This window comes from Alkalihalobacterium elongatum (assembly GCF_019024285.1).
In the GTDB taxonomy this organism is placed as follows: Bacteria; Bacillota; Bacilli; order Bacillales; family Bacillaceae_F; genus Alkalihalobacterium; species Alkalihalobacterium elongatum.
The window spans coordinates 96,368-109,501 of record NZ_WMKZ01000013.1 but is presented as its reverse complement, the minus strand read 5'-3'; the positions used below and the strand labels follow the sequence as shown (position 1 = coordinate 109,501).

11 protein-coding genes are annotated in these 13,134 nt (G+C 37.2%); 9 read left to right on the top strand and 2 right to left on the bottom strand.

Annotation, left to right across the window (positions count from 1 at the left end; all coding sequences use genetic code 11):
* The first annotated feature begins 393 nt into the window (after window positions 1–393).
* Together GKP30_RS14105 and GKP30_RS14100 are read left to right on the top strand one after the other, a co-directional pair.
* On the top strand, window positions 394–960 hold the full coding sequence (locus tag GKP30_RS14105; RefSeq protein WP_216830081.1) for a ComE operon protein 2: 567 nt from the start codon (window positions 394–396) through the stop codon (window positions 958–960).
* An 18-nt stretch (window positions 961–978) separates the two neighbouring features.
* Window positions 979–3,324 carry a DNA internalization-related competence protein ComEC/Rec2 gene (locus GKP30_RS14100; RefSeq protein ID WP_216830080.1) on the top strand — a complete coding sequence of 782 codons (2,346 nt, stop codon included), beginning with the start codon at window positions 979–981 and terminating at the stop codon, window positions 3,322–3,324.
* 24 nt (window positions 3,325–3,348) lie between these two features.
* On the opposite strand, the gene GKP30_RS14095 is transcribed toward GKP30_RS14100, so the two are convergent.
* Window positions 3,349–3,486 (bottom strand): YqzM family protein, encoded by a 138-nt coding sequence (locus GKP30_RS14095; protein ID WP_209122973.1) that lies wholly within the window; start codon window positions 3,484–3,486, stop codon window positions 3,349–3,351.
* Window positions 3,487–3,953: 467 nt separating this feature from the next.
* Here GKP30_RS14095 and holA point away from each other — a divergent pair, with 467 nt between their 5' ends.
* Window positions 3,954–4,973 carry a DNA polymerase III subunit delta gene (holA, locus tag GKP30_RS14090; RefSeq protein WP_216830079.1) on the top strand — a complete coding sequence of 340 codons (1,020 nt, stop codon included), beginning with the start codon at window positions 3,954–3,956 and terminating at the stop codon, window positions 4,971–4,973.
* 132 nt (window positions 4,974–5,105) lie between these two features.
* On the opposite strand, the gene rpsT is transcribed toward holA, so the two are convergent.
* Window positions 5,106–5,372, bottom strand: coding sequence for a 30S ribosomal protein S20 (gene rpsT, locus GKP30_RS14085; RefSeq protein WP_216830078.1), 267 nt, complete (start codon window positions 5,370–5,372; stop codon window positions 5,106–5,108).
* Between the two features lie 167 nt (window positions 5,373–5,539).
* On the opposite strand from rpsT, the gene gpr reads away from it, so the two are divergent.
* The 6 genes from gpr to hrcA all read left to right on the top strand — a co-directional run bounded on the left by gpr (window position 5,540) and on the right by hrcA (window position 13,090).
* Window positions 5,540–6,664: a GPR endopeptidase gene (gene gpr / locus GKP30_RS14080; RefSeq protein ID WP_216830077.1), complete on the top strand. Its 1,125-nt coding sequence runs from the start codon at window positions 5,540–5,542 to the stop codon at window positions 6,662–6,664.
* Window positions 6,665–6,966: 302 nt separating this feature from the next.
* Window positions 6,967–8,139: a stage II sporulation protein P gene (gene spoIIP, locus GKP30_RS14075; RefSeq protein ID WP_216830076.1), complete on the top strand. Its 1,173-nt coding sequence runs from the start codon at window positions 6,967–6,969 to the stop codon at window positions 8,137–8,139.
* Between the two features lie 43 nt (window positions 8,140–8,182).
* Window positions 8,183–8,590 (top strand): DUF3679 domain-containing protein, encoded by a 408-nt coding sequence (locus GKP30_RS14070; RefSeq protein WP_216830075.1) that lies wholly within the window; start codon window positions 8,183–8,185, stop codon window positions 8,588–8,590.
* A gap of 204 nt (window positions 8,591–8,794) precedes the next feature.
* The gene (lepA, locus tag GKP30_RS14065) at window positions 8,795–10,630 is read left to right on the top strand and encodes a translation elongation factor 4 (protein ID WP_407928619.1); all 1,836 of its coding nucleotides are present in this window, start codon (window positions 8,795–8,797) and stop codon (window positions 10,628–10,630) included.
* Window positions 10,631–10,823: 193 nt separating this feature from the next.
* Complete coding sequence (gene hemW / locus GKP30_RS14060; protein ID WP_216830073.1) at window positions 10,824–11,966, top strand: radical SAM family heme chaperone HemW; 1,143 nt, start codon at window positions 10,824–10,826, stop codon at window positions 11,964–11,966.
* 92 nt (window positions 11,967–12,058) lie between these two features.
* Window positions 12,059–13,090, top strand: coding sequence for a heat-inducible transcriptional repressor HrcA (hrcA, locus tag GKP30_RS14055; RefSeq protein WP_216830072.1), 1,032 nt, complete (start codon window positions 12,059–12,061; stop codon window positions 13,088–13,090).
* Window positions 13,091–13,134 lie beyond the last annotated feature (44 nt).

Below are 13,134 nucleotides of genomic sequence, written 5' to 3'. Positions count from 1 at the left end.
TGCTGGCTCTCCAGCGCTTGTCGCCGCTAACCAGGCACCTTCCGCTTTTCTATTCTAGCTCCAGCGCCCAGCGTCTAGTAGATTTCGCTCTCCTCCTTACGATAAGACAACATGGACTCGTTTGCACTCATCGTGTTTCCTTTATCTCATACGGAGGGCTCCAGTCTCTACGCCGCTAAACGGTCGCTTTCGCTTTTCTATGTCTAGCTGCAGGTGCCATCGGCTCGAGGTCGCTTCGATCCATCAACGTGTCCAAAACCAGGACACTAATGCTGGCTCTCCAGCGCTTGTCGCCGATACCAGGCACCTTCCGCTTTTCTTTTACCATTGACGCATGTTTTGGTCGTTCGTTAAACTATAACAAAGACGAGATATACTAGGAGTTGAAAAAAGTTGAATCGAATATCATGGGACCAATATTTTATCGCTCAAAGCCATTTACTTGCAATGAGAAGTACATGTACACGATTAATGGTAGGGGCTACGATCGTAAGAGACAAACGAATCATTGCTGGAGGATATAATGGCTCGATCTCTGGAGGAGATCACTGTATCGATGAAGGATGTTACGTTGTTGACAACCATTGCATCCGAACGATCCATGCAGAGATCAATGCGCTTTTGCAGTGTGCCAAGTTTGGTGTACCTACTCAAGGTGCAGAAATTTATGTTACCCATTTTCCTTGTCTTAATTGCACAAAAAGTATTATTCAAAGTGGAATTTCTGCTGTTTACTATTCTAACGATTATAAAAATCATCCGTATGCATTAGAGTTATTTGAACAAGCAGGGGTGAAAGTGAAACAAGTAGAATTAGAAGAATTAATTTTAGATAAAAATTCTAATGAGAAATTACAATTTACAGCATCATTATTAGAAAAACTAGCTGCAAGTGGACTTCCAGAAGATGAGATCATTAAGCTTCGTGATGAGGCAAACAAACTATATACCCCACTCTAATGTAAAGGAGTTATTTTCTTGACAGGACGATGGCATATTGCTGTACTAGCTGCGATTATGGGTATTGTTTTAGCTACAAAAGGATTTCAATATTGGATCCTTTTCCTTGCTACGTATTTGGTTTACTATTTATTTACTCACAGGAAGAGGATGAGGATTGATGGTCTTTTTCTTATCCTTTTCTTATTGTTATTCTACACAAGTAGTTCTTTCGTACATGACCGTAATGAAACAAAGATATCACCTCAACAAACTTCTTTTATCGGTACAGTTAGTTCGATTCCCCAACTTAACGGTGACCGCTTAAGTTTTCAATTTAAGACCTCTAGTGGTGAGAAGTTACAAACAAATTACTTTATAAAATCTGAACAAGAACAACTACTATTACAGACTTTGTCGGTTGGAATGAATTGCCCCCTAAAAGGAACTCTCCGTAAACCTACTCCACCTACTAACTTTTTTGCATTCGATTACCAAAAACATCTCCTTCTACAAAAAATTCATTGGAATTTTCATCCTGAAACTATTCATATAGAAAAGTGTACATCCCCATTTTCATTTCATTATGTTTTGGAAAAGGCAAGACAAAAAGGCATCCATTCAATTAGTGTCCATTATCCCGAAGGCTCAAAGGGGATAGTCACTGCTTTAATTTTTGGAGATCGGACCAATCTAGAGGAGGATGTGTTAGAAGCCTATCAACGTTTAGGTGTTATTCATCTCCTGGCTGTTTCTGGTCTACATGTAGGTCTAATTTTTTCATCAATATTTTATCTTTTAATTCGTCTAGGCATGACACGTGAACGTACGATAGATCTTTTGTTACTGTTGTTGCCGCTTTATATTATTGTCGCGGGTGGTGCACCTTCAGTTATACGAGCTGCATTTATGATGATAATCGTACTCGTTACATTACGGTTGAAAATGATATTACATCCTCTTGACGGTATTAGTTTGGTCTGTTTGATTTATTTACTTGTATCCCCTTATGCGTTATATCAACTAGGCTTCCAATTATCTTTTCTGATAAGTTTTGCTTTAATTGTTTCTTCTCAAGTAATCCTTAAACAGAGTCATTTTTTCAGCAAGTTGTTAACTGTTACCATTATCTCGCAGCTTGTCTCTTTTCCCATCACCATCTTTCATTTTTATGAAATTTCTTGGCTAAGCCTTCCTCTAAACCTACTTTACATTCCCTTTATTTCATTATTTATATTACCTTCTGTTTTTCTTACGTATTTTCTACATTTAATTTCACCTAGTATTAGTGCCCTCATATTAAAAGGTCTTAATCCAATTATTGTTTATTCTCACGAAGGACTAAAGTTTCTTAATGAGCTACCGTTCAGTTCTATACTCTTTGGAAAATTTGAGGTTTGGTTAGTCTTTGTTCTCATTATCATTAGCCTATTTGGTCTATATTTTTATGAAAAAGGAGTATCTAACAAAAGTTGGGCTGGTCTCTGTTTTGTGGCTACTTGTTTTCTTCTTAGTCATGTTGTAAGTCCTTATCTTACTGATGAAGGAGAAGTAACGGTGTTAGATGTTGGACAAGGAGATAGCATTTTCATCGAATTACCTAAGAGAAGGGGAGTTTACTTAATTGACAGTGGAGGGTTGGTGAATTTTGGAAAAGATGAACAGTGGAGAAGGCGGTCACGAGAATTTGATGTTGGTAAGAATATTGTCGTTCCCTTTCTTAAAGCAAAAGGAATTAGGACAATTGACAAGCTTATATTAACACATGGGCATTATGATCATATTGGCGGTGCAGAAGCTTTACTTGATCAAGTGAAAGTGAAAGAAATACTATATGCTTATGGCCCTGTGGAAGGCGAATTTGAGCGATATTTATTGACCGAGTTTCAGAAAAGAGGAACAACGATTCAATTTGTAAAAGAAGGCATGGCTTGGTCTAAGGCGGGGGCTAATTTTTACATTTTATCTCCACAAGGAAATGAGGATAGTCTTAATAATCGCTCAATTGTTTTATATAGTCTGCTTGGAGGTGTTCGTTGGCTTTTTACTGGCGATCTAGAGGAAAGTGGAGAATCGCGATTGGTTCGTGAGTTTAAGCACTTAAATATTGATATTCTAAAGGCAGGTCATCACGGAAGTCGCACGTCATCAACACCGCAGTTCATTGATCATGTTCAGCCAAAGTTGGTGCTTATCTCAGCTGGGAGAAATAATCGCTTTCAACATCCACATGAAGAGGTCATTAAGACCCTTGAGGAACGGAATATCCCCATTTATCGTACGGACGAACACGGCGCTACAAAGATTATATTTACAAAAAAGGGACTCATTAACATAGAAACTAAATTATTTAACCATAATGAAAAAGGGCTACCACAGAGGTAACCCTTTTTCTTTAAGTATAAGTTCTTACATGTTGCCGAATACGTCAACTAGTGAAGCGATAATAAATAAAGTGGCAAAGAAGCCGAAAGAAACGATAAACCCAACACCTGAATCAATTGCGTCGTTGCGTTTACATTGAACTCTTTTTTCGAACTCACTCATTAGTAACCCCTCCTATTTCATTCTTTAGTATAAGGGAAGACAAGAAAAAAATCCATACAATCAACAGTCCTTTTCTTGTAAAGTCTATGCATTGTCAAATTTTTAAATATTGACTTCCACTGCTGTAAAGAGTTGTCACCTATAGTTTTCAACTGCATAGGATATCATAACTAGTGTAGAGGTCGCCAAACATGATTATCGGCATTAGAGGGGTTTCCTAGGGTCCCTTTGATGGCGTTTATCATAAATGGAGGTTAACTCATTTGTTAAACTGGTTCTTAACTTTAATTAATGGATCGACAAGCTCGTTTTCATTATTACGGATAAAGTTAAGAAGCTGAGACATTGGGTTGGCCTCTTTTTCATGCGTAAATTCCTTACAAGTATGGACAAGGCTTTTTATATTACCCATAATAATATTACCAATTCTTTTAGGAATATCCAACCAATGAGGAAGGAACAAAAAAATGTCATACATAGAAACTAAACGAAACATTTTGAAGGAAAAAATTGCTCCGCTCTATTTATTTATTGGTGAAGAACGTTTTTTAGTTGATGATTTAATTCAATCGATCGTTGCTAAGTCATTAACAGAGGAAGAACTTGATTTTAACTTATCAACGTATGAATTAAAAGAGACACCGATTGACGTTGCTATTGAAGATGCCCAAACGCTGCCTTTTCTAGGCTCTAAACGTGTAGTCCTAGCTAAAGACGCCTATTTCTTAACTGCTCAAAAAGACGATAGTAAAATAGACCATAACATAAAATTATTAGAAACTTATATGCAAAATCCTGTTCAAGAAACAGTCTTCATTTTAACTGCACCTTATGAAAAATTGGATGACCGAAAAAAGATCGTAAAATCCTTAAGAAAACAGGCAGAAGTTGTTGATACGAAAGAATTTGATGAAAAGATGTTACACGAGTGGTTAAATGAGCAGGCGATGAGCCGTTCAATTGATTTAACGAAGGAAGGTAAAGAAAAACTAATTCAATTATTAGGTGGAAATTTACTAATGCTTGTAAATGAAATTGAGAAGCTATCTTTATACGTAGGGGAAAATGGAACAATTGATGAAGCTGTTGTAAATGAGCTTGTAGCAAAAACTGTAGAGCAAGATGTCTTTATGTTAATTGATCATATCGTCCATAAACGAATTGAAAAAGCGTTGGAAATTTACTTTGATTTAATGCGTCAAAAAGAGGATCCAATAAAGCTCGTAGCGTTACTTGCTCGCCAAGTTCGAATTATATATCAAGTAAAAGAATTAGTAAAAAGAGGCTATTCACAACAACAAATCGCTGGCCAAATTAAAGTACACCCCTATGCGGTAAAACTTGCAGGACAGCAAGGTAGGGCTTTTCAAGAATCGACATTATTTCGCTTATTAGAGCGACTTGCTGAAACCGACTTTAATATAAAAAGCGGACAAGTCGATAAACATTTAGCAGTTGAGTTGCTTTTGATGGAATTTCACCAGTAATCGATTGTAAACAAATTATCTGTTAAACCAAAATTTTAATAAGAATATAAAAAACGGAGAAACTCAAAAAGAGTTACTCCGTTTTTTACCTTAAAAAAGTTAACTTTTTTAAATCATTAGCCAATCATTCGATTATGCAGAAACTTCGTTTAATTGCTTTTGTAAACGAGACTTTTGACGAGATGCTGCATTTTTATGAATAAGGCCTTTGCTTGCTGCTTTGTCAAGCTTCTTAGCAGCTGTTACATACGCTTCTTTAGCTGCTTCTACTTCTTTAGCTGCAACTTTAGCTTCAAAGTTTTTGATAGCTGTACGAAGAGCAGACTTTTGAGAAGCGTTTTGCACACGGCGCTTGTCGTTAGTTTTTACACGCTTAATCGCAGATTTAATGTTAGGCATTCCTTTCACCTCCCTGATGCAACCTTCACAACAGTGAATAAGTACAACAAACAGCATTCTACCAAAAACGATGAATAATTGCAATAGAAGAATGAAAAGCTTCTTCACGGGTAACCTATTTTCAAAAGGATCACTAATAGAGTGTTTGTAAAAAGGAGGATCTCTTTGTGACGGATAAAGACTTAGATTTAAGTAAATATAACATACGAACAGACCTAGCTGTAGAGGCTCATGAAATTGTTCAAGAAGAAGAGCAAAAAAAAGCTCAAACACAAGAAAGGCGAACAATTGAAGGTGTTATCGTTAAAGAAAGGGAACAAGAGGGAGTAAAAATAACTAGAGTAGAGATAACAGATCAAGGTGCCGAAAGATTAGGTAAAAAAGCAGGCCGCTATTTAACATTCGAAACTCAAGGAATTCGAAAAAAGGATACAGCTCTTCAAGAAAAAGTTGAATCTGTTTTTGCGCGTGAATTTAATTTATTTTTAAATGAACTTAATATTACAAAGGAGTCGAGCTGTCTAGTTGTTGGTTTAGGTAACTGGAATGTAACACCAGATGCTTTAGGGCCGATAGCTGTTGAAAATCTCCTTATTACAAAGCATTTATTTGCGTTAGCACCAGAACAAGTAGAAGACGGTTTCCGTCCTGTTAGTGCCATCGCTCCTGGCGTTATGGGGATTACAGGTATCGAAACGAGTGATATTATCCATGGTGTTATTGAAAAAACAAAACCTGACTTCGTTATTGCCATAGATGCATTAGCTTCTCGTTCTATTGAGAGAGTTAATACAACAATCCAAGTATCGGATACGGGTATTCATCCAGGAAGCGGTGTAGGTAATAAACGAAAAGAGTTAAGCCAAGAAACGTTAGGTATTCCTGTTATTGCCGTTGGTATCCCTACTGTAGTTGATGCTGTTTCCATTACGAGCGATACAATCGATTTTGTATTAAAACATTTTGGTAGAGAGATGAAAGAGGGAAATAAACCAGCAAGAGCTCTTACACCAGCAGGCATGATGTTTGGAGAAAAGCGTGAATTAACGGATGAGGATCTGCCAGATGAATCGAAGCGTCAAACAATTTTAGGTATGATTGGAACGCTAGAAGAAGAAGAGAAAAGGCAGCTTATACGTGAGGTGCTAGCACCTTTAGGACATAATTTAATGGTTACTCCTAAGGAAATTGACGTATTCATCGATGATATGGCAAATGTCATAGCTATGGGACTCAATGCTGCACTTCATGGTGAAGTGGACCAAGACAATGTTGGATCTTATACACATTAAGGATAAGGTTCGGTTATTTTGGTTTGGCTTATAAAATGCCTAGTTCGGATCATAAATTAAAAATTAGGATTATAAAGTGCGTCACTCGGACTATAAATCAAAAATTAGGATCATAAATAGCATTATTCGGATCGTAAATTGATTACAGGACACTAAATGCTTATAAATTCACTATAAAAAGTTGCTTCTTCATGGAAGCAGCTTTTTTGTTTATAAAAACATTAAAAGAACATCACTTTTTTGGTTCTATCAACAACAGCTTGTACATAGATTGTGGTAAGAGTAGTGGAAAGGGTGGGAGTATGAGGAGAAACCGGTTCCATGGTTTAACCATCTCAATAAATAGGACAAGTCTTAGAAAAGTTGCTGTTTTTATCATCGTAGGTATTATCGCCGTTTTTATCTTTACAGGAATGTTAACATCAATTGACCCAGGATATGGCATGGCCTCTTCAACGGTTCATAATTGGACAACCCAAGTGACTGGAGAAAACCTCGTTTATTTAATGGGGATGGAAAATAGGTATTTTCAACAGGCCTTGCCAGAAGAGAGTGAACCTCCCAATTTGTCAAGTATCGCCTTTGAACTCACAACGAGTATAAATCCTGATGATCCGAGGAGTTTGCTGGGGAGGGAGTTACCAGGTTTTGCACTGTTTGACGGAAACATTGTTGTAGCTGGTGAAGGGTCAGATTATACGAACATGCCAATTGAGTCAGCACCACCAATGGAAGTTTTAATGGCTGAACGAGAAGCTTCCACAACTTCATTTGAGGAATTGGACAGGCCAACAGATCAAGCACAACCAGAGATGACAACTGGAGATCGAAAAGTGGTTCACATTATTCATTCTCATACTCGAGAGTCTTTTTTACCTGAATTAAAGGGTGTGACTAATCCTGATGAAGCTTGGCACTCTGAAGTAAATATCTCACTTGTTGGAGAGAGATTAGGCCAATCATTAAAGAAGCGTGGGATAGGAACAGATGTTGATAAAACAGATATTCAAAGTGTACTGAATGAACGTGATTGGAAATATCACCGCTCGTACGAGGCATCAAGAGAATTTGTGAAAAGTGCAATGGATAGAAATGATCAATTAGAATTCTTCTTCGATTTACACCGTGACTCTTTATTACGAGATAATACGACAGTTACGATTAATGGTGAACATTATGCACGGATATACTTTGTCATTGGAAGAGATAACCGAAACAATGAACGAAATAAGAAATTAGCTCAAGACTTACATCACAGACTTGAGAAGAAATACCCTGGACTAAGCCGTGGGGTTGTAGAAATGGGTGGAATAGGAAGAAATGGTGTATACAATCAGGACTTACATGAGAACTCCATTTTGATTGAATTTGGTGGGGTTGAAAATTCTGTTGAAGAAAACTTTAGATCCGCAGATGCATTTGCCGAAGTATTTAGTGAATTTTATTGGGAACAAGCTAAAGTTTCTACAGAGTAAGTTTTAGTTAGAGCAAATGATTAAAAGATGAGGAGGAAGCGTAATGACCAAATTTCTGCTTAAAACATTTTTCGTACTAACGATCTTACTTTTTGGAATTGTTTTTGGCATTCACCAAGCAAATGAAGGGACATTAAGCTTGTTTGGTAAAAAGGAAACAGAACAGGTCGTATCCGTAGCTTCCTCATCTTCAATTGAAAAAGAGGTAATAAAAGAAACGAAGGAGCCCGTACTGCAACCTGAACCCGTACCGCAATCTAAAAAAGAGGAAGCTAAAGTAGAAGGGCAAACAAAAAAAGAATTACAAGAAAAACAACAAATAGCTGCTGATGTCGGTGCTTTTAACTTTTATTCGGAGCTAGGTTCTAATATAGGGGAGTTACTAGAAATTATTGTTTATCATACAGTATCAGCCATTACTGGTATTATCCATGGTTGGCTTAACAATTAAGCCTTGTTAATATCATACATTGGCGCCAAAGATTAACATTATCTAACAGCTTTAACACAGCTACCAAGTAAAGGGATGGACTTAAGACTTCTGCTATTTTAGCAGGGGTTTTTGTTTTTTTACGATCTAGAGCACGTGGGTTATTGAAGGAAGGCCAACACATTGGTATAATCAAACTTAGTGCATATAGGAGTGATAATGACTATGAATAAAGAACAACGATTAGCGCGCAGATCGAAAATTAGAAACTTTTCGATCATTGCTCATATTGATCATGGAAAATCAACGTTAGCTGACCGAATCCTAGAGAAGACAAGTGCATTAACGCAACGGGAAATGAAAGAACAAATTCTTGATTCGATGGATTTAGAACGTGAACGTGGAATTACCATAAAATTAAATGCTGTACAACTAACTTATAAAGCAAGTGATGGTGAGGAATACATTTTCCACCTTATTGATACACCAGGACACGTCGACTTTACGTATGAAGTGTCACGAAGTCTAGCTGCTTGTGAAGGTGCGCTTCTTATCGTTGATGCTGCACAAGGGATTGAAGCACAAACATTAGCGAATGTGTACTTAGCACTAGACAATGATTTAGAAATTTTACCAGTCATTAATAAGATCGACTTGCCAAGTGCTGAGCCTGAACGAGTGAAAAAAGAAGTTGAAGATGTCATCGGTTTAGATGCATCAGATGCAGTTCTTGCGTCAGCGAAAAATGGGATTGGAATCGAGGAAATCTTAGAGCAGGTAGTAGAAAAGGTACCAGCGCCAACAGGTGACCCAGAAGCCCCATTAAAGGCTTTGATCTTTGACTCATTATACGACTCATATCGTGGTGTTATTGCGTATATTCGAATAATTGAAGGTACGGTAAAGCCAGGACAAAAGGTTAAGATGATGGCAACAGGCAAAGAATTCGAAGTTAACGAAGTCGGAGTTTATACGCCAAAACCAACTCGTCGTGATGAATTAACAGTTGGTGATGTAGGTTTCTTAACAGCTTCAATTAAGAATGTAAGTGATTGTCGTGTCGGTGATACTGTTACGCTTGCAGAAACACCTGCTGATAAGCCGTTACCTGGATATCGTAAAATGAACCCGATGGTATTCTGTGGGATCTATCCAATTGATACAGCTGATTATAATGATTTACGTGAAGCATTGGAGCGTCTACAACTGAATGATGCGTCTTTACAGTTCGAGCCTGAAACTTCACAAGCTTTAGGTTTCGGCTTCCGCTGTGGTTTCTTAGGGTTACTTCATATGGAGATCATTCAGGAGCGTATTGAAAGGGAGTTTAATATAGACCTTATTACGACAGCGCCAAGTGTTGTCTATCACGTTTATCAAACGGATGGAGAAGTATTAGAAATTGATAATCCATCTAAAATGCCTGATCCACAAAAGATCGAGAGAATTGAAGAGCCTTATGTTAAAGCTAAAGTGATGGTGCCAAATGATTATGTTGGAGCAGTTATGGAGCTTTGCCAAGGTAAGCGTGGTATTTTTATTGATATGCAATATTTAGACGAGAACCGAGTTTCGATCGTTTATGACATTCCACTATCAGAGATCGTTTATGATTTCTTTGATCAATTAAAATCAAATACAAAAGGCTATGCATCATTTGATTATGAGTTAATTGGCTATAAGGAATCGAAGCTGGTGAAGATGGATATCTTATTAAATGCAGAAAAGGTTGATGCCTTATCTGTAATTGTTCATCGTGATTCAGCTTACGACCGTGGAAAAATCATTGTTGAAAAGTTAAAAGAACTAATTCCACGTCAGCAATTCGAAGTGCCTGTTCAAGCAAGTTTAGGGCAAAAGATTATTGCACGTTCAACAATTAAAGCGATGCGCAAAAACGTTTTAGCCAAGTGTTACGGCGGAGATATTTCTCGTAAACGTAAACTTTTAGAGAAGCAAAAAGAAGGTAAAAAGCGTATGAAGAGTGTTGGTAGTGTAGAAGTACCTCAAGAAGCATTTATGGCTGTATTGCGTATGGACGACTCGAACCCTTCGAAGTAATTGGACTTACTAACCTCTATAGACTAACAGAACCGCAGGCCTAAAATCCTGCGGTTTTTTACCACCTTCGGAAGATTTTTTCGAGTACTAGGTGTAATTTTGCAAAGAAACGACAACTAATTAATAATATGGACGTTAGTTATTTTTTATAGAGCTATATTTTATAATCACCTTTATAGAAAGTAGGAAGACCATGCCGACTGCGATTTATGTTCACATTCCTTTTTGTGAACACATTTGTCATTATTGTGATTTTAATAAAGTATTTTTACAGGGACAGCCTGTCGATGAATATATTCAAGCTATAGATAATGAACTAGAGGCAGCAGCCGACAACTATTTTACCGCACCGATTGAGACGATTTATATTGGTGGTGGTACGCCGACTGCGCTATCAGCTAAGCAGTTAGAAAAGCTTCTATTTAGTTTACACAACCACTTTTCGCTTACAAAGGACTTAAAAGAGTGGACAGTAGAAGTAAATCCAGGTGGGGTTACTGATGACCAACTATATGTGTTGCGAGAGTTCGGTGTCAATCGGTTAAGTATTGGTGTTCAGACATTTGATCCCAATTTATTAAAACAAATTGGTCGAACACACCAGCCACAAGATATTTATAGAACAATTGACCTGGCGCGCCAAAAAGGGTTTGATAACATAACAGTTGATCTAATGTTTGGCCTGCCGAAACAAACAATACAATCATTTGAAGATACATTAAAAGATGCATTTTCTTTAGAGATTGAACATTTCTCTGCTTATTCGCTAAAAGTGGAAGAAAAAACTGTTTTCTATAATCTTTTGCGAAAAGGGAAGCTACCTCTGCCGACAGAAGATGAAGAAGCAGTAATGTATGAACGGTTAATTGAACAAATGAACAAACACGGATATTATCAATATGAAATTAGCAATTTTGCAAAACGTGGGTATGAAAGTAAGCATAATCTCATTTATTGGAATAATGAGGAGTATTTTGGGATCGGTGCAGGAGCGCATGGGTATATCAACGGTGTTCGTTACGCTAATATCGGCCCTGTACAAAAATATATTCAATCGATTAACGATACTAAAAAAGCAAGGATTGAAGCCCATCAATTAACCCAAAATGAAAAGATGGAAGAAGAGATGTTTATGGGCTTAAGAAAGCTTGAAGGGGTCTCACAAAGAAGGTTCTATGAGCGCTTTGGCGTAAACTTAATGGATCTGTATCACAAACAAATTGAAGATTTGATACAAAGTCAATTAATAGAAGTTGATAATGATAAAGTAAGGCTGACGAGAAAAGGTGTTTTCTTAGCAAACGAAGTTTTTGAACAATTTTTAGTAGTAGAGTAGCATCTAACTAGTTGACAAAAAATGACCTTTTTGATAATTTTATTTTAGATTTAGCACTCGATACATTAGAGTGCTAACAGAGGTGATTTGGGATGTTGACAGAACGACAACTTTTAATTTTGCAAGCTATAGTTGATGATTATATTCGTTCTGCAGAGCCAGTCGGTTCACGCAGCATTTCAAAACGTGAGGACGTTGAGTATAGTGCGGCGACCATTCGTAACGAAATGGCTGATTTAGAAGAACAAGGCTATATCGAGAAGCCACATAGTTCTGCTGGACGAATACCTTCACACAAGGGGTATCGCTATTATGTTGACCACATGTTAATGCCTCATCGTTTGACTGGTGAAGAAATTGAGAAGGTGGAGACTTTATTTTCTAATAAGAAAGAGGAAGCCGAACAGGTTATTCAACAGTCTGCGAAAATATTATCACAAGTTACGAGTTATATTTCAATCGTGCTAGGACCTGAAATGTTTGAGGCTTCTTTAAAGCATGTACAAATTATACCCATTTCAGAACGTAAAGCCGTTTTTATTCTCGTAACAGATACAGGCCATGTTGAGAATTTTTCGATTAAAATTCCTGAAGGGCTGAATCCTTCAGAAATGGAAAAAGTCGTTAATATCTTAAATGACCGTCTTAAAGGAGTACCGCTCTATCAATTAAACGAAAAACTTAATAGTGAAGTTGCCAATATTTTTAGAGAGCACCTTAACAACTACGAAGCCATCTTAGAAATGTTCCAGTCAACGTTTCAGACAGATCGAAATGATAAAGTGTTTTATGGTGGGAAAACCAATTTATTAACACAACCAGAGTTTCGAGACGTAGAAAAAGTTAGACATCTAATGAACATACTAGAAGAGGATCGGCTTGTTCAACAAATCTTTCGTTCCGAGTCTTCAGGTATCCAAGTAAAAATTGGTCATGAGACAAACATTGATGCACTGGAAAATTGTAGTATTATTACAGCATCGTATTCCGTTGGCGGAAAGCATATGGGAACTGTTGGAATCTTAGGGCCAACAAGAATGGAGTATCGCCGGGTCATTGGACTTGTCGATTATATTTCTAAAGATTTAACGAAATTATTAACTCACTTGTATCAAAGAGGGTAGGAATGGTAATATTGACAATTAGTTGTGGGGATGTTCCCCCACAG